Annotated in this window: 25 protein-coding genes; 12 read left to right on the plus strand and 13 right to left on the minus strand. The window is 55.5% G+C overall.

The window, feature by feature from the left end; genetic code table 11:
• Positions 1-72: 72 nt before the first annotated feature.
• A complete protein-coding gene (locus tag VJ464_02975; protein HKQ04069.1) occupies positions 73-2,148 on the plus strand; it encodes a thioredoxin domain-containing protein in 2,076 nt (691 codons plus the stop codon).
• An 11-nt stretch (positions 2,149-2,159) separates the two neighbouring features.
• On the opposite strand, the gene VJ464_02980 is transcribed toward VJ464_02975, so the two are convergent.
• On the minus strand, positions 2,160-3,032 hold the full coding sequence (locus VJ464_02980; GenBank protein HKQ04070.1) for a glutaminyl-peptide cyclotransferase: 873 nt from the start codon (positions 3,030-3,032) through the stop codon (positions 2,160-2,162).
• Positions 3,033-3,236: 204 nt separating this feature from the next.
• Here VJ464_02980 and VJ464_02985 point away from each other — a divergent pair, with 204 nt between their 5' ends.
• Both VJ464_02985 and VJ464_02990 read left to right on the plus strand, forming a co-directional pair.
• Positions 3,237-4,640 carry a DUF5777 family beta-barrel protein gene (locus tag VJ464_02985; GenBank protein HKQ04071.1) on the plus strand — a complete coding sequence of 468 codons (1,404 nt, stop codon included), beginning with the start codon at positions 3,237-3,239 and terminating at the stop codon, positions 4,638-4,640.
• Positions 4,641-4,777: 137 nt separating this feature from the next.
• Complete coding sequence (locus VJ464_02990; GenBank protein HKQ04072.1) at positions 4,778-5,248, plus strand: hypothetical protein; 471 nt, start codon at positions 4,778-4,780, stop codon at positions 5,246-5,248.
• A 50-nt stretch (positions 5,249-5,298) separates the two neighbouring features.
• On the opposite strand, the gene mgtE is transcribed toward VJ464_02990, so the two are convergent.
• Complete coding sequence (gene mgtE / locus VJ464_02995) at positions 5,299-6,681, minus strand: magnesium transporter (protein ID HKQ04073.1); 1,383 nt, start codon at positions 6,679-6,681, stop codon at positions 5,299-5,301.
• Between the two features lie 248 nt (positions 6,682-6,929).
• On the opposite strand from mgtE, the gene VJ464_03000 reads away from it, so the two are divergent.
• The 3 genes from VJ464_03000 (at position 6,930) to mqnE (ending at position 9,930) form a co-directional block, all read left to right on the plus strand.
• The gene (locus VJ464_03000) at positions 6,930-7,376 is read left to right on the plus strand and encodes a hypothetical protein (GenBank protein HKQ04074.1); all 447 of its coding nucleotides are present in this window, start codon (positions 6,930-6,932) and stop codon (positions 7,374-7,376) included.
• A 184-nt stretch (positions 7,377-7,560) separates the two neighbouring features.
• A complete protein-coding gene (locus VJ464_03005; GenBank protein HKQ04075.1) occupies positions 7,561-8,679 on the plus strand; it encodes a hypothetical protein in 1,119 nt (372 codons plus the stop codon).
• A 93-nt stretch (positions 8,680-8,772) separates the two neighbouring features.
• A complete protein-coding gene (gene mqnE / locus VJ464_03010; protein HKQ04076.1) occupies positions 8,773-9,930 on the plus strand; it encodes an aminofutalosine synthase MqnE in 1,158 nt (385 codons plus the stop codon).
• Between the two features lie 165 nt (positions 9,931-10,095).
• Here the strand turns inward: mqnE and VJ464_03015 are convergent, their stop codons facing one another.
• Positions 10,096-10,461: a hypothetical protein gene (locus VJ464_03015; GenBank protein ID HKQ04077.1), complete on the minus strand. Its 366-nt coding sequence runs from the start codon at positions 10,459-10,461 to the stop codon at positions 10,096-10,098.
• A 193-nt stretch (positions 10,462-10,654) separates the two neighbouring features.
• On the opposite strand from VJ464_03015, the gene VJ464_03020 reads away from it, so the two are divergent.
• On the plus strand, positions 10,655-11,299 hold the full coding sequence (locus VJ464_03020) for a TetR/AcrR family transcriptional regulator (protein HKQ04078.1): 645 nt from the start codon (positions 10,655-10,657) through the stop codon (positions 11,297-11,299).
• Positions 11,300-11,384: 85 nt separating this feature from the next.
• On the opposite strand, the gene VJ464_03025 is transcribed toward VJ464_03020, so the two are convergent.
• Together VJ464_03025 and rpiA are read right to left on the minus strand one after the other, a co-directional pair.
• Positions 11,385-11,693 (minus strand): hypothetical protein, encoded by a 309-nt coding sequence (locus VJ464_03025; GenBank protein ID HKQ04079.1) that lies wholly within the window; start codon positions 11,691-11,693, stop codon positions 11,385-11,387.
• A gap of 144 nt (positions 11,694-11,837) precedes the next feature.
• Complete coding sequence (gene rpiA, locus VJ464_03030) at positions 11,838-12,533, minus strand: ribose-5-phosphate isomerase RpiA (GenBank protein HKQ04080.1); 696 nt, start codon at positions 12,531-12,533, stop codon at positions 11,838-11,840.
• A gap of 158 nt (positions 12,534-12,691) precedes the next feature.
• On the opposite strand from rpiA, the gene VJ464_03035 reads away from it, so the two are divergent.
• On the plus strand, positions 12,692-12,907 hold the full coding sequence (locus VJ464_03035; protein HKQ04081.1) for a glutaredoxin: 216 nt from the start codon (positions 12,692-12,694) through the stop codon (positions 12,905-12,907).
• A gap of 69 nt (positions 12,908-12,976) precedes the next feature.
• Positions 12,977-13,378: a hypothetical protein gene (locus VJ464_03040; protein HKQ04082.1), complete on the plus strand. Its 402-nt coding sequence runs from the start codon at positions 12,977-12,979 to the stop codon at positions 13,376-13,378.
• A 4-nt stretch (positions 13,379-13,382) separates the two neighbouring features.
• Here VJ464_03040 and VJ464_03045 read toward each other — a convergent pair whose 3' ends face one another.
• A complete protein-coding gene (locus VJ464_03045; protein ID HKQ04083.1) occupies positions 13,383-13,967 on the minus strand; it encodes a hypothetical protein in 585 nt (194 codons plus the stop codon).
• A gap of 63 nt (positions 13,968-14,030) precedes the next feature.
• On the opposite strand from VJ464_03045, the gene VJ464_03050 reads away from it, so the two are divergent.
• Complete coding sequence (locus VJ464_03050; protein ID HKQ04084.1) at positions 14,031-14,840, plus strand: DUF72 domain-containing protein; 810 nt, start codon at positions 14,031-14,033, stop codon at positions 14,838-14,840.
• Positions 14,841-14,947: 107 nt separating this feature from the next.
• On the opposite strand, the gene VJ464_03055 is transcribed toward VJ464_03050, so the two are convergent.
• The 5 genes from VJ464_03055 to xerD all read right to left on the minus strand — a co-directional run bounded on the left by VJ464_03055 (position 14,948) and on the right by xerD (position 19,788).
• Positions 14,948-16,057, minus strand: a complete 1,110-nt coding sequence (locus VJ464_03055; protein ID HKQ04085.1) for an aminomethyltransferase family protein — start codon at positions 16,055-16,057, stop codon at positions 14,948-14,950.
• A 185-nt stretch (positions 16,058-16,242) separates the two neighbouring features.
• Entirely contained in the window at positions 16,243-16,842 is a 600-nt protein-coding gene (locus VJ464_03060; protein ID HKQ04086.1) for a peroxiredoxin, read from the minus strand.
• Positions 16,843-17,034: 192 nt separating this feature from the next.
• The gene (locus VJ464_03065) at positions 17,035-17,361 is read right to left on the minus strand and encodes an iron-sulfur cluster assembly accessory protein (protein HKQ04087.1); all 327 of its coding nucleotides are present in this window, start codon (positions 17,359-17,361) and stop codon (positions 17,035-17,037) included.
• A gap of 99 nt (positions 17,362-17,460) precedes the next feature.
• Positions 17,461-18,567 (minus strand): iron-sulfur cluster carrier protein ApbC, encoded by a 1,107-nt coding sequence (gene apbC / locus VJ464_03070; protein HKQ04088.1) that lies wholly within the window; start codon positions 18,565-18,567, stop codon positions 17,461-17,463.
• Positions 18,568-18,906: 339 nt separating this feature from the next.
• Entirely contained in the window at positions 18,907-19,788 is an 882-nt protein-coding gene (gene xerD / locus VJ464_03075; protein HKQ04089.1) for a site-specific tyrosine recombinase XerD, read from the minus strand.
• Positions 19,789-19,905: 117 nt separating this feature from the next.
• On the opposite strand from xerD, the gene lpxD reads away from it, so the two are divergent.
• Together lpxD and VJ464_03085 are read left to right on the plus strand one after the other, a co-directional pair.
• Positions 19,906-21,000 carry a UDP-3-O-(3-hydroxymyristoyl)glucosamine N-acyltransferase gene (gene lpxD / locus VJ464_03080; GenBank protein HKQ04090.1) on the plus strand — a complete coding sequence of 365 codons (1,095 nt, stop codon included), beginning with the start codon at positions 19,906-19,908 and terminating at the stop codon, positions 20,998-21,000.
• Positions 21,001-21,046: 46 nt separating this feature from the next.
• Entirely contained in the window at positions 21,047-21,601 is a 555-nt protein-coding gene (locus tag VJ464_03085) for a hypothetical protein (protein ID HKQ04091.1), read from the plus strand.
• Here VJ464_03085 and VJ464_03090 read toward each other — a convergent pair.
• The gene (locus VJ464_03090) at positions 21,598-22,422 is read right to left on the minus strand and encodes a ParB/RepB/Spo0J family partition protein (protein HKQ04092.1); all 825 of its coding nucleotides are present in this window, start codon (positions 22,420-22,422) and stop codon (positions 21,598-21,600) included. The genes VJ464_03085 and VJ464_03090 overlap by 4 nt on opposite strands.
• Positions 22,415-23,170, minus strand: a complete 756-nt coding sequence (locus tag VJ464_03095) for a ParA family protein (GenBank protein HKQ04093.1) — start codon at positions 23,168-23,170, stop codon at positions 22,415-22,417. The genes VJ464_03090 and VJ464_03095 overlap by 8 nt, the downstream gene beginning before the upstream one ends.
• Positions 23,171-23,280 lie beyond the last annotated feature (110 nt).

Below are 23,280 nucleotides of genomic sequence, written 5' to 3' on the forward strand. Positions count from 1 at the left end.
GCGGCGGCTAGCGCATCAACAACCCAACCATTATAGTCTTCGTGTGGCCGACTCCTTTGCGTCGAGGGCGCGATGTCAGAGCATAAGCACACGAATCGCTTAATCAACGAGACCAGTCCCTATCTCATCCAGCACGCGCACAATCCCGTGGATTGGTATCCCTGGGGGCCTGAAGCGCTGGCGAAATCACGCGCCGAAGATAAGCCGATACTATTAAGCGTCGGCTACGCGGCCTGTCACTGGTGCCACGTCATGGAGCACGAGTCGTTTGAAAACGAAGCCATCGCGCAGTTGATGAACGACCATTTTGTTTGCATCAAGGTTGACCGCGAGGAACGTCCCGACATCGATGCGATCTACATGAACGCCGTGCAGATGATGACCGGGCACGGCGGCTGGCCGATGACCGTCTTTCTGACGCCCGACCTCAAGCCATTTTATGGCGGCACCTATTATCCGCCGGTGCCGCGCCAAGGCATGCCGTCGTTCCCTCAAGTGCTGCACGCCATCAGCGATTCGTATCGCAACCGCCGCGACGATGTCCTGTCGAGCGCGACGGCGATCACCTCGGAGATTAACAAGATCAATCGCTTCGCCGCCTCGGAAGAGATGCTGACTAATAATCTATTGACGGAGGCTTTCCTTGGACTGTCGCGCAACTTCGATGCGACGTGGGGCGGCTTTGGTGGCGCGCCAAAGTTCCCGCCTTCGATGAGCCTGATGTTTCTCTTGCGCTATGCCCGGCGCACGGGCTCGCCCGAGGCGCTGGCGATGGTCGAAACGACGCTTCAGCGCATGGCCGCCGGCGGCATGTACGACCACCTCGGCGGCGGCTTTGCGCGTTACTCTGTGGATGCGCGCTGGCTGGTGCCGCACTTCGAGAAGATGCTTTACGATAACGCCTTGCTGGCGCGCATCTACCTTTATGCTTACCAGCAGACCGGGAATGCCGACTATCGCCGCATCGCCGAAGAGACCTTTGAATACATCATCCGCGACATGACCGACCGCAGCGGCGGCTTCTACTCGTCGGAGGACGCCGACAGCGAAGGCGAAGAAGGTAAGTTTTATGTCTGGACGCCCGCGGAGGTGATCCGTCTGCTCGGCGAAGAAGAGGGGCGGCTGTTCTGCGAGTTCTATGATGTGACCGAAGGCGGCAACTTCGAGCATGGCCAATCGATTCTCAACACGCCACAAAACCTCGAAGCCTTCGCGGCGGCAAAGGGGCTCGATGTCGATAAGACGTGGCGGCAGTTAAAGGCCGGCGCAACGCGTCTGTTTCATGCCCGCGAGGCGCGCGTGCGACCGGGCCGCGACGACAAATGTTTAGCCGCATGGAATGGCCTGATGCTCACGGCTTTTGCGGAAGCCGCCAACATTTTGAGCCGCGACGATTATCGGCAAGTGGCGATGCGCAACGCCGACTTCATTCTGACTCAGCTTATGCGCGATGGCCGTTTGTTGCGCACCTACAAGGAAGGGCAGGCAAAGCTTAACGGCTACCTCGAAGACTACGCCTACGTTATCGAAGGGTTGCTGGCGTTGTATGAAGCGACCTTTGAAACCCGTTACTTTGTCGCGGCGCGCGAGCTGGCCGACACCATGATCGCGCAGTTCTGGGACGCGCCGTCGGGCGGCTTCTACTTCACCTCCGAGGATCACGAAGAATTGATTACGCGCACCAAAGACTATTTTGATAACGCCATTCCTTCGGGCAATTCGGTGGCGGCGCTGACCTTCTTGAAGCTGCACCTGTTGACCGGCGAGGGCGATTATCAGAAGTTCGCGGCGATGATCCTACGCACCATGCAGAAGGTGATGACGAAGTATCCTTCGGCCTTCGGCTACATGCTCACGGCGCTCGATTTCTACCTGTCAGAAGCAAAAGAGGTCGCCATCATTGGCGACGTGGATTCGCACGAAGTCCGGCGGTTTATCGAAGAAATCTATTCGCGCTATCTGCCCAACAAGGTCGTTGCGGGCTGCCAGCCGGGCGACGCGCAGGCCGCCGAAGCCATCAAATTGCTCGCGGATCGCCCGCAGGTTGACGGGCGGGCTACGGTCTATGTTTGTCGGAATTTCACCTGCCTGGCTCCGGCGACGACGCCACAGGAGCTGGTTGAACGGCTTGAGGAATCACACAGATAAGCGCCGACTCTTCATTTCAGGCGTATCTCGAACAGGCGTGGCCATTTTTTGCCGCTCACAAAAATGCGTTTCGATTGTGGGTCGTAGGCAATGCCGTTGAGGACATCCTCGGAGCCTGTGCGCAACTGCGGCGGCAAGAGATTCTTCATGTCGAGATAGGATTTTACGCGCCCCGTCTCCGGGTCAATTCTCAGTATCCAATCCTGCTGCCAGACGTTGGCCCATATCTCGCCCTCGATGTATTCAAGCTCGTTCAGTTGATCTTGCGCGCGGCCATTCCATGTCACGTTGAGGCGGCGCACCGGCTGAAAGGTTTCGGGGTCGAGATAGGTCAACGTATTGCTGCCATCGCTCATCACCAATTGCTTGCCATCATAGGTGATGCCCCAGCCTTCTGTGTCATAGCGGAACTCGCGCAACAGCTTGAACGAGGCGCGGTCGTAAACAAAGCCGCGATGCGTTTGCCAGGTGAGCTGGACCAGGCGGTCACCGACAAGCGCCAGCCCTTCGGCAAATAGGTCGGGCGCGAGGCTGATCGATTGAACGACTTTGCCGGAGGGGAATTCGACACGGCGCAAGGTTGAGTGGCCTTCGAGCCCCGTGCTCTCATAAAAGCCGTTGTCGTACCAGAGCAAGCCCTGTAGAAACGCCTGCGGGTCGTGCGGGTAATTGTTAACGATCTCGAAATCGTCGCGCTTCGCCGGCGCATTCCCCTGCGATTGATTGCTGTTGGTGCTGTGCGTCGGCGCCGAGGCGTTGGGGCGCAACAACAGGAGATAGACAAGGGCGAGGCCGACAATCACCGCCGCGATAACGGCGACCTTCAGCGCCTGCCCGCTTTGCTTCGTCTTCGGTGTGTTTTTCGTCGTCGCTTTCTTTGCCATGTCAAACCTGAGATGTGGATTCTACCTGTGCAATCATACTCGTTTCCGCCGCAGACTCAATGCAAGCAGAGCCGCAGCGGGCGTTCAACCAGTGATTGTCGGCGCCGGATTTTGGAAAGGCGATGGCGATGCGTTATACTCACCGGCGATCGAGGTCAGCAATCGAACTCTTCCCATCAATCAAATAAACAGGAGCTCACTCGAATGAGAACGACTACGCGACACCTCGCGCTGCTTGCGCCGCTGGCGCTGCTGTTTCTTTTTACCACCGCCTCTGCTGAAACCCCGGCCGATTCGGCGCGCGAAATAAGAATCACCGCGCGCAAGTTTGAGTTTCTGCCGCGGACGATCACCGTTCGCAAGGGCGAGCCCGTTCGCCTCGTCGTCACCTCCGAAGATGTCGATCACGGCTTCGCGCTGAAGGAATTCAACGTCAAAGAGACGATCAAGGCGAAGCAGACTAAAGTGATCGAGCTTACACCGGACCGCGAAGGCAAGTTTAGCTTCTCATGCTCGGTCTATTGCGGCGACGGTCACGATGAGATGACCGGCGAGATGATTGTCACCGGCGTTGAGCCGGCCAGCGACGTGCGCGTCAGCTTCGATGATAACGCAGAGGGCGTCGCTTACGTTGAAGTCAATGGCGAGCGCCTGCGCATAGACACGCGCAGCAAGACCTTTGCCCGCGTGGAGTCCAGGGAGCCTGCGCCCAGCCAGCAACCGGGCGCGCCGCCGGTCGTGGCCGCCAAACCACGCGAGAGCAGCAAGGAGAATGAGCCTTATGATTACCACGTCGTCAACGTGCCGACGCCCAAGCAGGTGCGGCGTCACAGCTTGAATCTATACTTCACCCATCGCTTCGCGGAGCCTGTGCGCCCGCTTGAGGATACCGGCAGGGATCTGTTTGGACTCGACAGCTTTTCGGTCTCGTCATTCGGCATCACTTACGGCATCACTGACCGCTTGTACGCCAACGTCTACCGCTCGCCAATCTGCCAGCCGGGCCTGTGTAAAACGATTGAGCTTGGACTTGGATACCACTGGCTCAGCGAAGCAGGCCGCTCGCCCGTGGCGCTCTCGACCTATGCCAGCGTTGAAGGTGAGGAGAATTTTAGCAACCGCTACACCTACAACATTCAAGCGATGCTGGCGCGCAGCGTGACCCGCTATGCCAACGTCTTTTTCTCGCCCGCCGTCCACATCAATGCCAACGGCAGCGGGCGGTTCAACCCGCGCCCCGGTTTCTTCCCGGCCGAGCCGGTGGAAAGCTTCCGCCTCGGCCGGCACGGCGGCTCGTTCGGCTTCGGCGTCAATGGGCGCATCCGTCCAACCGTTTCACTGCTGTTCGAGTATACGCCGCGCGTCGGATTCAAGCTTGGGCAGGTCGAGCCGGTCTTCGATGAGCAATCAGGCATTTTGAAGGGGTTCAACAATCGCTCGGAAGCCGAAATCGGCTTTGGTGTCGAAAAGCGCATTGGCCGCCACGTCTTCTCGCTGACCTTCACCAACACTCAAGCGACGACGACGAGCCGTTATAATTCAAGCAACCTGGCGCTGCCGCCGAGCAAGTTTGCCATCGGCTTTAACCTCTTCAGGCGTTTACTGTGAGCCGAGAAGAGCGAGCCGCTGGTTTTCAGTGCTTCGGGTGGCGTGCTAAGATTTCAGCTTCGCGCGCCGCCCGAATTCGTCACTGACGGTCAGTCATTGCGCCGCGCGATTCGATTTCAAATGCCGGAGAGTGTCTCATGAGCCTAATAACCAGGGCAGTCGCGATTGCCATTTTACTGTCGAGCCTGATTTTTGCCGCGTGCCACAAAGGCGGCTCCGATCCAAGCAAGGCCAATCCCGAAGAGGCCAAGAAGAACGCCGAGCTGGAAAAGACCGCCCCTCACCTTGCGCAGACTACTGTCGGCGATATCGAACGGATCAATCTGGCAATCAGTGGCGCGTTGGAGGGCTTTCGCCAGCACAAATGGGGCGACGTCGTTGCGCAACTGAACAACGCGAAGGCTGAAATAGCAAAAGGGCTGGCGGATACGCCTGAGAGGAAAAAGACGGCCGTCGTGCGTGAATCGCTAGAGGAGATGAAGGCAGCGGTTGACCGCACACTGCAAGCCGCTGAGAATCGCAGCGCGGATGTCGAGTCGCAGCTCAAGGATTTGCAGACGCGGGCCCTGGCGCTGAAGATGCTGCCTATGCCGAGGCAGGCGTCATAACATTAACGACGGCTTGCTTGCTCATCTTCGCAGCGTCAATCCTTGTCGGCTCAAGTCGCCTTTAGCAGCCGCATCATCAGTGTCGCGATGCCGAGGAACGACAGTGAGCCGCAGACGTCTGTAAAAGTCGTGACGAATACAGACGAGGCAACCGCCGGGTCGATCTTCAACCGCTTGAGGGCTACAGGGATCACTGTCCCTGCAAATCCCGCTACCGTCAGATTCAGCACCATCGCAATCGCCAGCACCAGACCGAGCCAGATATTCTTAGAAAAGAAGCCGACGGCAAGTGCGCCGACAAAGCCGTTCAACAAGCCGTTAGACAAGCCGACGAGCGTCTGCTTCATGGTTACTTGTCCGATGTTCGCGACCTCACCCAGCGCCAACCCGCGAATGATTACCGTCAGTGTCTGCGTCGCGCCATTGCCGCCCATCCCCATCGGCATGGTGACGATGGCGCCAAGCAGCGGGAGCATTCCGAGCGTTCCTTCGAAACGGGAAATGACGAACGCGGGCGCAAAGGTCGTCAGCAAATTAATCAGCAACCACGGCGCGCGCAGCCGCAGCGAGCGGGCGGCGCTTGTCGAAACGCTCTCTTCGGCAGTGACACCGGCGAGCGCCAGCAGGTCTTCGGCCACCTCTCCCTGAATCACGTCAATCGCGTCGTCGACCGTGACAATGCCGACCAGCCGGTCTTCTTCATCGGTGATGGGCACCGCCAGCAAATTGTACTCGGCGACCAGCCGCGCGACTTCTTCCTGCTCGGCATCGGTTTTGGCGCTAATGACTTTCGGCTCCATGACGCGCTTGAGCTGCGTTGAAGGCGTCGTCGTCAATAGCTTCTTCAAGCTGATTACACCGACCAGATGATCGCGCCGGTCAACCACATAGACATAAAAGACCATCTCGAACTCTTCGGAGCGTTTCTGCAAGGCGGCGACCGCTTCGGCAATCGTCACGTCCTCTTCGAGCGCGAAAAAGTCGCGCGTCATAATGCGCCCGGCGGTGCGCTCCTCATGTTCGAGCAGCTCGCGCACGTCGGCGGCCTGTTCGGCCTCCATCAGCGTCAGCACCTCCGAAGCCAGGGGCTCAGGCAGCCGCGAGGCCAGCGAAGTGGCGTCGTCGGCGGGCATCTTGCTCAGTTGCCGGGCGATCTCTTTCGGCTCTAACTGCTCGATCAGCTCAAGGCTGTCGCGGGGCACCATTTCGCTGAGAATGCCGGCGACGTGCTGAACATCGCAGGTTTCGAGCAGAATCCTGAAGGCTTTGACGCGCTCGGGGCCTTTTAACGCCGCAAGCAGGCGCGCGACTTCGACCGGATAGGCTTTCGCAAAGATGCGCGCCACGTGTGGGCGGGCGTTGCGGTGCAACAGTTTACGGATGACCGATACGGTAATTGCCGACTGGGCGACTTTGTTTGCTGTTTCCATCATGACTGGCCTCGGTTTCGGCTAGCGAAATATTGCTTGATCTTCATCAACTCATAGCGACTAACAGCCCATTGCAGGTGCGCCGCCAATTGGCCAAATGAATTTCATCTTAGTGAACTCCGAAGGCCAGCGCAATCCCTTTGTCGGACAAGAGCTTACATTGATTTGCCGGGCAGCGATTTCACCTGAAACTTTCACGGAAAATCCGGCGTAATCCTCTTACGAGAAAGTCAGCAAGGAGGAATTCAACCATGTGGGACAACAGGGAAACATTGGGTGACGTGATCATCGAGGAGAAGACGGATAACCCGGACGAGATCGTCGTCACGCGCATGGCGAACGACGAGCCGAAGCCTAATTCTTTTACCGACGATCTGGCATCGCAAGCTCGCGTCGTCGCCCAGAAGACCGGCGAAGTGCTGAACAAGGCGAGCGAATCGATCAGCAAAGCCATTGAGTCGGCCTTGTCGGCGCGCGATCATGTCGTCATGGTGCGCGTCAACGACGAATCGCTCAAGCGCCTGGATGCGCTGGTGCAGTCGGGGATATTCAAGAGCCGTTCAGAGGCGGCGGCCTTCTTAATCAGCGAAGGCGTTAAGGCTCAGGAGGCGCTCTTTTCACGCATTGACGAACGCATCAAAGAGATCGAACGCCTGCGCTCGGAGCTGAAAGATATCATCACCCCGTCAGAAAGCTAGACGCCAGCCAGCGGCCACCGCCGCGGCCCGACGCCAGCCACTCGTGCCCTGAGTGTCGCCAACTTTGCGATTGAGAAACCCTTCTAAGTGATTTCAGACGCGCTCAAGCGGGCGCGTCTTTTTTGTGTCTCGCCCCTAAGCGGTTGCGCCCGACCATGCAAGTTTGATATACGCTTGATGGTCAATGGCTGAATCGGAATCCAAAAACACCAAGAGAAAGCAGGAGCGCTTCCCCTGCCCCGGCTGCGGCGCCGACATGGTGTTCGATCCGCAGAATAACTGTCTCTCCTGTCCCTACTGCGGGCGGCAGGAGCCTGTTCCTGTCAGTTCAGGCAGCGTCGAAGAGCGCTCTTACGAAGCCTACCTGCAAGCCGGCGCCGCACAGATGGGCACGCTCGCGGCCAACGCCGTCGAAGTCACCTGTACGCAATGCGGCGCAACCATCAGCTTTACGCCCCCGGAAGTGGCCGGCGAATGCTCGTTCTGCGGCGCGACGATTGTCGCGCAACCGAAGGCCGCCGATCCGCTCGTTGCGCCCGAAGCGGTTCTACCCTTTGGCATCCCGCCGCCTCAGGCCAATGCCGCGTTAAAAAAGTGGCTCTCATCGCGCTGGTTTGCGCCCAACGCCTTGAAGCGGCTGGCGTCTCAAGAATCGATGTCGGGGGTTTACTTGCCTTTCTGGACATATGACGCGCGCACTGAGTCGTCGTACACAGGCGAGCGCGGCGAGCATTATTACGAATCCGAAACCTACACAGAGCAGGACGAGCAAGGCAACACCGTGACCCGCACGCGTCAGGTACAGCGGACGCGCTGGTATACGGCGTCCGGTTGGGTCAGGCGGGCTTTCGATGACATACTGGTTCCGGCGACGCAGTCACTTTCGCGGCAGCGGCTGTCCGCGCTTGAGCCCTGGGATTTGCAGGCCTTGAATCCCTACGAGCCGGCTTATCTTTCGGGCTTCAAAGCGCAGCGCTATCAGGTCGAGTTGCCCGCGGGATTCGAGGAAGCCAAGCAGGTCATGGCTGGCGTGATTGATTCGGACGTGCGCAGCGACATTGGCGGCGACGAACAGCGGGTCCACCATGTTGACACTAGCTATTCCGACATTACCTTCAAGCATATCCTGTTGCCGGTTTACCTGGCCGCCTATCGCTTCAATCAAAAGGTCTATCAAGTGATGATCAACGCGCGCACGGGCGAAGTGCAGGGCGACCGCCCCTATAGTTTCTGGAAGATTTTCTTCTTCGTGCTTTTCTGGGTTGCAGTGATCGCCTTAATCATTCTGCTGAAGCGGCGATGATCGCCTCGGCTTTATTTGGCCGGCAGCCGGGATGTTTGTATAATCAGATTGGCCGCGCGGCCCCCTGGCGCAGATTGGCTTGATGGAGAAGGCATGGTCAATACCGCTTTAACGAAAGAGCTCAAAACGATTGCCGAGAAAGTAGAGGCCGGCGAGCGGCTGTCGTTCGATGACGGCGTGGCGCTGTTTGCCAGTCACGACCTGATTGCGGTCGGCGCGCTCGCGAACACGGTACGCGAGCGCATCAATGGCGACAAGACCTATTACAACGTCAATCGCCACATGAACTATACCAACATCTGCATCTCGGATTGCGCCTTTTGCGGCTTTTACAAGCGCGTCCGCGACCCGGAAGGCTACGAGTGGACGATTGAAGAATGCGTCGAGGTGGCGCGTAAGGCATACGGCGAGGGCGCACGCGAGCTGCACATCGTCGGCGGCCTGCATCCGCGCCTGAAATTTGATTACTACTCCGGTTTGCTGAAAGAGTTAAAGGGCCACTTCCCGGATATGCACCTCAAGGCGTTTACGATGGTCGAGATTGACCACCTGACGCGCATTTGCCGGATGACAGATGAAGAAGTGATTGAAGGGTTGATCGCCGCCGGTCTGGATAGCTGCCCCGGCGGCGGGGCTGAGATTCTGCGTGAGCCGACGCGCGGCAAAATCTGCGCCCACAAGACTTCCGGCGAGCGATGGCTTGAGCTTTCTGAAAAAGTCCACCGTCACGGCATTCCCACCAACGCCACGATGTTGTATGGCCACATTGAATCTAACGAAGACCGCGTTGATCATTTGATCAAACTCCGCGAGCTTCAGGATAAAACCGGCGGCTTCATGTGTTTCATCCCGCTGGCTTTTCACCCTGAAGGCACGGACCTGGCGCATCTGCCCGGCCCATCCGGGATCGATAGCCTGAAGACCATCGCCGTCTCGCGCTTATTGCTCGACAATATCGCGCACATTAAAGCTTACTGGGTGATGCTCGGCACACACATTGCGCAGGTTGCTTTGCGCTTCGGCGCCGACGACCTGGATGGCACAATCAACGATGGCGGCTCTTTGATGGAGTCGTATCTCGCGCACGGCAACAACAATCAATTGAGCAGGGATGGGATTGAAGAGATTATCCGCGGCGCGGGTCGAATCCCTGTTGAGCGCGATACGGTCTATAACCCGGTTCATAGGCGCCCGCGACCTATTAGCACCCCGAAGCCTGCGCCTTCGTTGCCGGTTTTGAATGTGAATTGAGCCAGCGCGATTTTGTCACTTAACTCATTCAAACCCAGCCGCAACGAAACGAAAAGGGGTCGCCGTCAAATGGCGACCCGTCACAGTCATCACAGATTTCCCGCCATCATTCCTAAGCCAGAGCTTTAAGAATAAAACGGCTTAACTGTTGCTCACCAACTCAGCCTATTCGAAAACCAGCGCCGTCTTGGAGCCCTTAATCTCGATGCGGCGAACCTTGTAACCGCCGTCGCCGGCCGCTACGAAAACGACGGCGCTATCGGCCGGCACCGTAGTCAATTCGACGCGCTTGTAAGCCGCCTTCAAAATCTCTTTCCCGCCTTTGGTGACCACCAGATCGCCGTCCTTCGATTCATCATAAGTCATATTGTATTTGCCCGGTTGAATCACCTGGCCGGCAAGCTTCGCCTGCCGTGATATCGACAGCGAATGTGTTCCGGTCTGTGCCGCTGCCGGAATTGTCATCGCGCCCACTACCACCGCCAAAACCACCAGACCCAATAAGGCTTTAATCCTGTTATGCATCGCCATTCTCCTTTCAACGCTTATGAGAGCCAGGGCTCCGATTTCCTTCATCAGTGTAGCGAACGATGAGGCCGGGCTCAAGTTCTATGAAAATTATTTGAGCCGCAATTCATTTTACTAATAAACATTTTGAAGTGGGATTCAGAGATTGGTATAATGGCCTGCGGTTTTAAGTTCAGTTAACAGAAGAGGTTTTCGAATGGGAGATACCGTGGCCGTCAGCCTACCTGCCGATCCGAAGCAAGCGCGGAGCAAGCAGACCAAAGAAAAGATTGTCCAGGCAGCAATCGAACTTTTCCAGCAGCGAGGTTATGAAAAGACGACCTCGAATGATATTGCTGCCGCGGCCGGGGTGAGCGTCGGCTCCTTTTACGTTTATTTCACCGATAAGCGGCAATTGTTATTGACCATTTTTGATCGGCTCGGCGATCAGTTGTTTAAGAATATATTTGATGGCCTGAAGCCGGAGCACCTCTTTGACGAGGAGTTCCCTGCGCGCATTAAACATGCAGTGGCTAACGCCATTATTGATAAGCAAAAGCTCTCCGGGTTGCATAAGGTGATTTGTGAGCTGGTATTGAAGGACACCGAGTTTGCGACACGGCATCGGGCCATGACCGAGCGCTCGATAGCCAAGCTACAAGAATTGATCTCGCTAGCGAATAAGGCCCGTCTGACCTATGAGATCGATGTTGAAGCGGCTTCCTTCGTGGTCCATCGCGTGGTCTTCGACCTGTCGCAGGATTACTGTACGGGCGCGGTCAGCTTCAATCAAAATCGGGCGATTGATGCGCTTTCTGAGATGATTTACCGCTTTTTGTTCAAGCCGGTTGTGCAAGAATAACGCAGTATTCGCCCGCGGTTCGGGCGGGCGCAAGGCCGCGGGGAACCGTCGCGAGAAGTGGCGGCGAGTCTGCTTAATGTAAGGCTCAAGGCTCGTCACGCAGGTCGTCTTGCAAGTGCTCGCTCAGGCGTGTGATGATGAGCCCGGGTCGCACGTACATCTTGCAAGCGAGCGCCGCCTTGGTTTCGCCCGCGTCAGATTTGTACCATATCTGGCAGTTCGTGCAGTCGCCATTCCAGCAGTAATCACCGACCGAAACCGTGTCCATGCTGATGAACTGAAAACAGCGCAGCAGCTTGTTATTCTCGGGCACCTGGACAGGCTTGCAGCAAAGCTCAATGTCAACAAGCGTCTCGAAAGATTCAAACAGTCCTTCCCGCCAATCGGAGTTCATTAAAGCATTCTCCTGGTCTTGAGAAAGAAAATTAGGATTGAGGGCTTGAGGCGGATTCTACCGCAAGTCTTAAAAACCGCAAAGGGCGTTTCGGAAATTTGCGCCATTCTCGCGGCTCGAACACGAACCTTCATCAATGGGTCGTTAAGCAGTTTTCGCGGGCCGTTCCCGGACTTCGACGCGATCCGGCCAGCCGATAATCAATACGTCAGCCACCCCAATAAACAATCCGCACTCGACGACACCCGGCGTCAATTTCACAGCGACCTCTGTCTGAACCGGGTCGGCGATCCCTTTAAATTGACAATCGAGAATATAGTTTTTGTTATCGGTCTCAAAGGGACGCTCGTCGCGTAAACGAAGCCGCGGCTCACAACCCAACGCCGCGAGCTTTGCCCTGGCGTGCTGCCACGCAAACGGCAGAACTTCGACCGGAAGCGCCCAGCGTTCGCCGAGCCGCTCAACCAGTTTGGTCTCGTCAACGATATAGACTCGCCGCCTTGAGGCAAGGGCGACGAGTTTCTCGCGCGTCAACGCCCCGCCGCCGCCTTTAATCATATTGAAGTCCGCGTCTATCTCGTCAGCTCCATCAATCGTCAAATCCACAGCAGAGACGTCATTCAGGTCTAAGATGGGAATGCCCATCGCGCGGGCCATTTGCGCCGTCGCCTCAGAGGTCGCGACACCTTGGATGTGCAGTCCGCCGGCGACGCGCCGGCCTAACGCTTCGGTGGCAAAGCGCGAAGTTGAGCCGGTCCCCAACCCGACAATCTGCCCCTCTGTAACCATCTCTGCTGCCTGCTCGGCAGCGCGTTTCTTCGCTTCATCCTGTGTGGCCATCGCTTCCCCGTCCGGTGAATTTTAAATCGCCGCAAAGATAGCATTGAATCCTGACCGACTCAAATGATTTGTGCGGTTGCTTGGCACGGCACAGGGCCTTTGTTAAACTAGCCTCGGATGTGACGCTATCGAAAAATCTCGAAATCGGAGAGCGAACGATGACCGTCATTATTTACACGAAGCCCGGCTGCCCCTACTGTCAAAAAGCCCGCGAACATTACACCGCCCAAGGCATCGCCTTTGAAGACCGTAACGCACAGGATAATCTGGAGTACCGCAAAGAGATGTTTGCCTATAGCAAAGGCGACCCGACCGTGCCGACCATTGTCGAAGACGGTAAGCTTAAATCAATCGGCTGGGAAGGCCGAGGCTGAACCGTCCATTAAACCTGGGCGGTCGTCCAGGAATAAATCGAATCGGCTTTTCGGCCCGAAGGATTGACGATGAGCAAAGCCAACCCTCAACCTGTCTTTAGCGGCCCTTACAAGGGTCTGCTCGGCGACCTTTCACAATTGATCGAATGGCTGAAAGCGACGCACGATCTCTCTTACGTTAAGGCCGGGGATAATGCGGTGTATGCCTATGGCGGCGATAGCAACGTCGTCGTCTTCGATGAATCGGTGTGGGAAGGATTGGTTGAGTTGATCACTCCAGGCGGCACCTTTGCCATCAAGCCGGGTGCGGATGGCAAGATCACTGTCACATCAAGCAATGCGGACGAAAAGGCAAGCAAGCAAAGCTTCAAAGCTGCCATTGCGGCTATTCGCAGTTATTATGAAACTCGATACTGGAGGACACCCGACACTTCAGGGGCCGATCAAGCGGGTCGGATTTCTGGCAAATGAGCCCTTACTCTTGATACGGCTCTCCCGCCTGCCTCTGGCGCCAGGCGGCCAAACACTCTTCAATGAGCTGCTCAGGCTCTGCGGCAAAAATCAGGCACCCGGTCATCGCCTTCTTTGCAAAGTCAACGATTTCTCGAACGTGATCGGCAATGCCGCCGCTTCCTTCCAGCACGCCGATGACTTTGCCCTCGTCATAGGCAATCGTGAATTCATTGAGCGATCCCATGCCGCCGCCGATAATGATCACGATATCCGACGAGCGGATGTTGATGACGTTTCGTCCCTTCAGGCCAAACCCTGTATAGATCATCACTTCAGCGGCATCGAGCGGATAATGATAGTGATCGACATGCTCGGTCGCTGAACCCGCCGGTGAGATGCCAATCGTCAAGCCGCCGTGCTTTCGCGCCGCCCGCGAGACCATGTCTGGCAGCCCTGTGGTCGCGCCAGTCACCACTGCACATCCCTTGGCCGCTATCGCCTTGCCGAGCCGCTCGCAAATCTCTGGCAAACGCTGGCGGTCTGCATCACTCAGCACGTCGTTAGCCGAGCCCATAACGCCAACCTGGCAGCACATCGTCATACTCATGATCATCCCCCACTGTTTTGACGGCCTCTGACATAGTATACTCGATGCCATAAAGAGAACGTGATGAAGGCAAGAACTTACTTAGGCACACAGGGGTGGAATTATGAAGGCTGGGTCGGCCCGTTCTACCCGCGCGGCTCGAAACCGAAGGAACTTCTCAGCCTGTATGGCAGAATCTTTGACACCGTCGAAGTAGATTCAACCTTTTATGCCATCCCCTCTGAGAATTCAATTAAGGGCTGGGCGGAACGGACGCCGAAGGATTTCAAGTTTTCACTCAAGCTGCCTTCCGAAATAACCCATAAGAACCGCTTACGGGAAAGCCAGGAAGTATTTGAACTGTTCATGCAACGGGTTAACTTGCTCGGCGAAAAATTGGGATGCGTGCTGATCCAGTTGCCGCCGGATTTTTCTCCAAGAGAATATCCCGCCTTCAGCAGCTTCATTAACCTGCTTCCTTCAACAGGCCATTTCGCGGTCGAGTTTCGCGATGCGAATTGGCTCACTGACCAGACGATCAGCCTCCTGGCAAACCGCAATATCGCGTTGGCGCTGACCGACAGCCGCTGGATAAATCGCCGCCTGAGCTTCGGCCTCATCGAAAATTACACGACAGATTTCGCCTACGTCAGATGGCTTGGTCTGCGTGATCTGACCGATTACAGCCACATACAGATTGACCGTTCAAGGGAATTGGCCGAGTGGGCTGAAGCGTTTGCGGTTTTGCAGAACAAGACGAAACAGTTGTACGGGTACTTCAACAATCACTTTCAGGGACACTCTCCGGAGAGCTGTAATCAATTCAAGACTCTGCTTGGCCTGCCCGTCACCCGCCCCGATTCGCTAGTCAAACAACCCTCTTTATTCTCTTGATAGAACAATCTAAAGTAGTTGGTCGCCAGAGCGCCGCGATTTGAGAATTTACTTTAAGTCCGGACCTCTCAGCGGAAGTAAGGAGCATTCAAAGAGATAACTTCAGGTTAAGACGTTAAATTCTGGTAAAAGGGAAGTTCGGCGATGCATGCTTCGATAATTGAATTATCATTTTGTACCTCAAGCTTATTGCCGGCGTCGAAATGGCCATACTTAATATAGGCCAGGGCAATTACCCGTCCGAGGCTTGCAGAGCGAACGGCACTCGTTACTTGTCCGATATCTTTTCCGTCTCTGGAAATCCTGGAACCGGTAGCCGGAATATGATCGCCTTCGATCAACAAGCCCGAAAGTTTTTTGCTGATATGGCCGCGATACGTCGCCATTGCAACAGCCTCCTGACCTGTGTAACAGCCCTTGGTGAAGCTGACCGCCTCGGTCATCCCGAGTTCGAGCATCATGTTCGCCTCGTCCACGTCAACGCCATAGAGGGGAATGCCGGCTTCGATTCGCAGTTGATTCAAAGCCTCCTGGCCGACCGGCGCGAGGCCATGAAACGCGCCTTTCAGAAGGATGAAATCCCAGGTGTCGCGCAAGCCTGATTCCGACACCAGAATATCAAACCCGGGTTCGCCGGTATGCGAAGTCCGAACGACAACCACATTGTGCCCGCCAATTATCGTTTCAGCCCAGCTATATTCCACAAGCGAGGCAACCGGCTCAAACGATATCTCCTTCAAGACGGCGTTGGCTTTCGGCCCCTGTATTGAGAGAGTGCGGAATTGCTCTGAAACGTCTTCGACACGAAAATCCCCGGCATAGGAAAACGGGAAAATATACTTGAAGATCTTTTCGTGCGTCTGCGGATCGTTAATGATCAAAAAGTCGTCCTGCCGCCGCAGAATACGACAAAGGCCACGGACTTTTCCGTGCCCGGTCAGAAATGCCGCCCGCATCCCTTTATGAACCTCCAACGCCTTGACGTCGTTGGTCACGAGCCCATTAAGAAACTGTATGGCTTCCTTGCCGCTGACTTTGAGGACGCCATAATAGGTCAAATCGATCAATCCGGCGCGCGCTCGGACGGCCTGGCACTCTGCAAGTACATCACCGTAATCCTGAGTCATCATCCAGCCAAACGCCTCGCCAGCTTGTCCGTTAAGCCCCGCCTGGGCATCGAGCAGCCCCGTCGATTTAGAAGTTATAACCGTTTCCATCTTGTCCTCGTAAAATCTAATGGCTCATAAATGATAAAGAGTCGGCGCGCCGACTCTTTATGTAATTTCTTAATTGCCGCCTCATCAAGAGGTTTTGCTGGTCAGCTCTGCATTACCTTCAAGTCAAGCCATTTCAAGATTAGCGGCCAACCACTTTAAGTGATCTTGCAGCCGCGCGGAAGCCCTCATTTCGCTTGCGGCGCTTGCAGCTTCATCAACTCACCGCGCAAGGCTTCGTAATCTTCCTTGGCTCCGGCTTTGAAGGCGAGGTTCTTGTAACGCACGGTGCCTTGCTTGTCGATCAGGTAAACCGTCCGCTTATTGATGCCGCCGAGCGCCGGTTGATAACTGCCATAAAGCTTGGCGACGGCATGATCGTGATCCGCTAGAAGCGGGAAGGTGAGCTTGTGATGCTTGGCCCACTCTTGATGAGAGAAGACGTAATCGCCGCTGATGGCAATCAGCTTGGCGTCGAGTTTGCCGAGGTCGTTCCAGCTATCCCGGAAGGTACAGACCTCGGTCGTGCATCCGCCCGACCAATCCGCCGGATAAAAAGCGAGGATCACGTTACCGCCTTGAAGGCTGGAAAGCTTCATCCATTCATTACGGCTAAGGTAAAGCTTCTCCTGTGTCGCCCAGGGCAGCTCAAAATCAGGGGCCGCCTGTCCGACCTGCGGCCCTTCCGAGTTATCGCTGCCGGGCTTCCCTGCTCCGCCATTCTGTCCGCTTACAGACATGACAGACAGCCCAAGAAACAGGCAAAAAAAGGTGATCATCTTTTTCATGGAGCCTCCACGCGGACCAGGTCCACCGCCAATATCAAAAGCGGATCGGCCTCCCAACGATTCTTGCCGACCGCGAGAATCGAAAGCGCCGGTCGCCCATCCTCAGATCAGCAGACCCCGGCTGCTTAGGGTTCGTCATCCCACGAACAGAAGCTGTCTGTCCGGCAATTGGGCCGGGCCGGCGACCGTTCACTAGACAGTGAATGAGCTGCCGCAGCCGCAGCTGCCCGTCGCATTAGGATTATTGAAAGTGAATCCAGAGCCCATGACTGAATTCACGTAATCGACCTGAACGCCGTCAAGGTATTGACGCGAAAACATGTCCACGAAAACGCGCAGGCCGTCCTGATCGAGTATCTCATCACCTTGACGCGGCGCGTCTTCGATCTGCATGGAGTACGAGAAGCCGCTACAGCCTCCCGGCACGACGCGAATGCGCAGTCCGGATTCAGGCCCGGCGCTCTCGCCTTCCATAAACTTCCTGACTTCATTCACTGCAGTCGTTGTCAATGTCAACATCTCTTTTCTTCACCTCACAGAGTATTTGAAATCATCAACGATCAGCATTCGCCGTTGATTAACCTATTATAGCGTAAATCGCCCGGGCTGGGGAATCTTCTAAACTGCAAATCGGTCGCCGCGGTTGTCGCTCAGGTTGATCACCGGCAGGCCGGCTCCCTTAATGGCTTGCAAACTGATCTGAGTCGCGACATGTTCAGCGATCTCGCGGAATGCAGCCGCCTGCAAGCTGTCCGGCGCGCCGACGACAATCGGTACGCCTGCGTCTCCGCCCTCACGTACCGCGACAGAGAGAGGCACCTGCCCGAGAAGCGAGACATTGAAGCGGCCAGCCAGTTCAGCGCCGCCGCCGGTTCCAAAAATGGCGTGCCGGGTCGAGCAATTCTCACAAACAAAATAGCTCATGTTCTCGACAACCCCGAGCACAGGAATATGGACTTGCTCGAACATATTGATCGCCTTGCGGACATCGGCCATGGCGACCTCCTGGGGTGTCGTAACCACGACAGCCCCCTGAACCGGGACCAGTTGCGCCAAACTCAACTGCGCATCGCCTGTACCAGGTGGCATATCAACGATAAGATAATCCAGTTCCCCCCATTCAACATCATAAAGAAACTGCCGCACCGCCGTATGCAACATCGGGCCTCGCCAAACGACGGGCCGATCACCGGGATTCAGAAAACCCAGCGACATCACTTTAATGCCGTGAGCCGTGTTCGGCAGCAACATCTGTCCGTGAACCCGCGGCTGCTCGTTTACGCCGACCATGATGGGCACGTTCGGACCATAAACGTCCGTGTCAAGCAATCCAACCTGCGCTCCCGCCTGCGCCAGAGCGACGGCCAGATTGACGGCAACGGTTGACTTACCGACGCCGCCTTTTCCAGAGCTTACGGCGATGATGTTTTTTACCCCCGGCACAGACTGCTTTCCTTCGGCAGACTTTCCGGCAGTAACTTCCCAGCCCGTTTCGATCTCCACGGGCGGGGATCCCCCAAGGCTCAGGATCGCATCCCGTGCTGCTTGTTCAAGTAAAGCTTGTGCTGATGGGGATGGGCGATTCAGAATCAACTTGAACCGGACGGCGTTATTATCAGCATCTAAATCCCTTACGAAATCGAGCGCCACAATATCGCGGTTAAGCCAAGGGTCCTTAACCGTTCGTAGCGCTTTAAGAACCTGTTCGATGTTCATTCCTGCCATTGATCGAAGCTCCAGTATAGTCTCAAGCCGTGGGACTGGTCATATCCAGCTGTGTAAAAGAAGAACCTTTAAGACGCAACTTGAAAGGCATCACGAATCGAATACATAGCTTGCTTCAGGCTGATTCTGACCATGAAAAAGCATTCTATGCGGTGCGCGATTCAATTCAATTTCAACATTTCTCTTACCGCCTACATCGTAGAAAGCGGTATAGGTTTTGTCAACCAAACGACCTCTCACACTGGCTGGGCATTTATACATTAAAAAGACACGGACGGCGGACAGCTTAACGCCTGCGGGAATGCTTACCCGTAGCCGACAGCTAAAGATTGGCGTGAGCTAGGCACGCGGATGGAACTGTTTATAGATATGCTTCAATCTTTCATTGGTAATGTGGGTGTAGATCTGCGTCGTGCTGATGTCAGAATGGCCAAGCATGAGTTGAACAGAACGCAGGTCGGCGCCATTTTCGAGCAAGTGCGTGGCAAAGCTGTGGCGCAACAGATGCGGCGTGATATGGCCAATTTTGGCGCGATTCCCATATGCGACAATCATCTTCCAGAAAGCTTGCCGGCTGACGGCTGATCCTGACGGGTTCAAAAAGAGCAACGGCGAAGTCTGATCCTTTAGCCAGCGACTGCGAACCTCTAAATAACGGCGTAGCCACCCGATGGCGCTCTGTCCCAGAGGCACCGTGCGCTCTTTACTCCCCTTCCCTAATGTCGTCAAGAAACCCATTTCAAGATTCACATCAGTAACCTTAAGGCTGACCAGTTCGGATACTCGCAGACCGGTCGCGTAGAGGACCTCCAACATGGCCTTGTCGCGCAACCCTGTGTCCATCGCCGTATCGGGCGCATCGAGCAGGCGCTCGACTTCTTCGGCGATCAGAAATTTAGGCAGCGATTGCCACGATTTCGGCGATTCGAGATTGACGCTCGGGTCGCGCTTCAGTATCCCATCGAGCACAAGATACTTGAAGAAGCTGCGGACCGTCACCAGGGCTCTGGCGATGCTCTTGGCCTCAAGCCCCTGCTGGTTCAGGTGCTGCATAAACCGCATCAGGTCGTCGCGCTCTAGCGAGAGCAACCCTTTCCCTGATTGCTGGGCGAACGCCGACAGCTTATCAAGATCGCTACGATATGCCAGCAGCGTGTTTGCAGAGAGTCCGCGCTCAACCCGCAGATAATTAAAAAAACGGCTTTCTATGTCCTTTATCATCATGTTCCTGCCCAGAATGGTTGACTCAGCAAACGACGATTTGACATATTCTAAACGAATCGCGACAAAAACAACACGGCGGCGCGGGCCGAGTCAAATTTGCCTGTTATAATCAGAATGCGGCTGATTGATCGCCTCGCCGCCCCGGATTGGAATAAAGGGCCGACAAAGCGAATGGAATTAAGTGAGGTAGCAGAAAAACTCGGCTGTGCCCTGCGCGGCGAAGGCGGAGTACAAATTAAAGGATTGGCCACAATCGAACGGGCTCGGGTGGGCGACCTGAGTTTTTTGACCAACCCAAAATATTATAAGGCGGCGCGCGATTCTCAGGCTTCGGCGCTCATCGTCGGGCCCGACAGTCCGCCACTTGACGTGCCAACACTGGTTCATCCAAACCCCTATCTCATCTTCGCCAAAGCCATCGAGTTTTTTCATCAACCCTCGCGCCCGCCGGCCAGCGTCCACCCGACGGCTTGGATCGCCGACACCGCACAGATCGGCAAAGGGGTAACGATTGGGGCTTATGCGGTCGTCGGCAACGAAGCAGTGATCGATGACGAAGTTGAAATCCGTGAACACTGTGTAATCTACCCGCGTGCCCATGTGGGGGCGCAGACACTGCTGCATTCCGGAGTGACCTTACGCGAGGACGTGGTCATCGGTAAACGATGCATCATCCAGAATCATGCGGTCATTGGCGGCGATGGTTTCGGCTTTGCGAAAGACGATCAGGGACAGTGGTATAAAATCCCCCAGGTCGGCAGAGTGATCATTGAAGATGACGTGGAGATCGGCGCTTGCTCAACCATTGATCGGGCAGCCCTGGACGAAACCCTCATTCGGTCACATACCAAAATTGATAACCTGGTGCAGATCGGGCATGGCTCAACGGTTGGAACCAATTGTCTGATTGCTTCCCAGGTCGGACTTGCGGGCACAACGACTGTCGGCAACAACGTTATCCTCGCGGGGCAGGTGGGCGCCGCGGGTCATCTGACCATCGGCGACGGCGTCATCGCCATTGCCCAAACCGGGATTCCGCATTCCGTCGAACCGGGAAAGACGATATCCGGTTCCCCCTTTGTTGACCATAAACTTTGGTTGAAAGCTTCGGCCATTTACGCCAAACTTCCAGAGATGTATAAAACGCTGCGCAGTCTGGAACAAAGAGCAAAGATTCTCGAAGCACAGCTTAAAGTAAAATTCGAATAGCTAACGAAAAATTAAAATCATTATTTTAAGAACTTAGAAAGGTATTATGAACGTAAAACTTGAAGATCAAACATCTGAAGTGAAAATTAAAGACTTAAAGGAAAAGGCTGAAAAGATCCTCTCCATTGTGCCAGCCGAACACCTGAGAGGCCTTTCCAAGCTGGTTTTTGCTGATCTGGTGGCCGAACCGCGGCTGACGGCGGCCCAACGATCAACTCTGCCGGCGCTTTATCATCCGAAGGTGCCAGGCCAACTCGCATGGGCAGAAATCGCCACTTCCGTACTCGCTCCAAAGCGCAAATTCCCGCAAAATATGCTGACCAGGCTGGCGCTGAAATCAAACATGGCGCAAGTTCTGCTCTCACTCGTCGCTCAGCACTATTACCTGACCTTGTCGAAAGGGATCAAGAAAAATCAACTTGAGATTGAGTGCCGAAAATACGTCGAGAAGTATTTTGAGAAGTGGCGTGAGCAGCAGGGCGGTTTGCGAGTCCGTTTGTTGAAACCTTTTAAACCTCAGCTCGACCGCATGGCCAAGCGTCTGGCGAAGCGCTACAGAGAGGAAAGCGCCAAACAACCGTCAGCCCGGAAATCCGGCTAATCTATTCTCTCCAGGTCATCTATGGCTGCGAGCAGGGCGCTGTGAATGTCTTCCTTGGAGGCTCGCGATTTCTTGAATTTGAGTTGCAACGACCAAGACTGGTTCGGCGCTTTGCACTTATAGACAAAGCCCGGCTCTTTTTTCGCTTTGCCTTTTCGCGCGACGCGCGCCTCGTCGCGGGTCAGGCCGCCGGCCCGAATAGTGCCGACAAAATTCCGCATTTCATCTTCCGTCGGCTGTCTAACTACTTGCAAAAGGAGGGATTTAGAAGAAATGTCGGCGCGCCGACATAGGGCTCGAACGTCCGCGGGCATTGCCGCAAGCGAGAGCGATTCGGTGATCGTCGTACGCGATTTGCCGATCTTGGCGGCGATCTCTTCGTGGGTATAGCCGAAGCGCTCGGACAAGGCTCGCAAGCCATCGGCCTCCTCAAAAGCGGTCAAATCTTTACGCTGGAGGTTCTCGATGAGCGAGATTTCGGCCACATCTCGATCATCGACATCCATCTCGATGCAGGGCAGCTCGTTCAGCCCGACTTCGAGGCTGGCACGGTAACGTCGCTCGCCGCTGATAATCATAAACCGCCCGCCGACATCGCTAGGGCGCACTAGGAGCGGTTCAAGGACCCCCTTCTCTCTTATAGACGCCACCAACTCTGTAAGATCGCCGATCTCAACCCTGGGCTGATTGGGATTCGGCGCCAGCTTGTCTATGGGGATCATTCTGCCGACTGGCGCGCCGGCGCTTTTGCTGGTGAGCAATTCGACGTAATGAGCGTCATGGCGCAGCTTAAAATTGTTCGGTAACCCTCGTTTAGACACGGCGCATCACCTCTGCACACAGGTTGGAGTATTCGGCAGCCCCGCTAGAGTTAGGGGCAAATGTAAAGATCGTCTCTTTGTAGGCGGGGCTTTCTTCAAGACGGACGGATTTGCTAATTACGGTCTCAAATACTTTATCCCCAAAGACGGCTCTGATCTGTTCTTGAATATCTTTAGCCAGCGTCGTGCGCTTATCAAGCAGCGTAATTACCACACCGAGTACCTGTAATCGAGGGTTGGGGCGCGCTTTAACCTTCTCAACGGTTTCAAGCAGATCGTCCGTGCCTTCAAGGGCAAAATAAGAAGGTTGAATGGGCACAATCAGATAGTCGGCGGCAACCAGTGCATTCACGGTGATCAGGCCAAGGGTTGGTGGCGTATCGATCAAGACGCAGTCATAAGCCTTAATGGTTCCTTCGAGGCGATCTTTCAGGCGAAAGGGGGCATCAAATTCGCCGAGTAATTTGCTCTCAAATTTTGCAAGGTTGATCCGCGCCGGTAAGAGATCAAGCGTGGCGATTGAGGTTTTTTTGATCACCGCTTCCGGCGTGATGTCGGTGTCGGTCAACAGGTCGTAAATCGAATACTCGATGGTATTATGGTCGAGAAAAGTCAGCGAGCTATTGCCCTGCGGGTCGAGGTCAATCAGAAGAACCCGTTTGCCTGTGAGGGCCAATGCCGCTGAAAGGTTAATTGCCGTTGTCGTCTTGCCGACTCCGCCTTTTTGATTGGCTATAGCGATAACCATGCCTGACCGCCCTCCTGCGAAAGCCTCTGCATCCTAATGCGAAGTCAGGAGACTGTCAAGCATGCAGCGAGAGCGAGAAGGGCAGTGATGGACTTTAGAGAAGGGTTATG

The sequence above is a fragment of the Blastocatellia bacterium genome (genome assembly GCA_035275065.1).
Classification (GTDB): domain Bacteria; phylum Acidobacteriota; class Blastocatellia; order UBA7656; family UBA7656; genus DATENM01.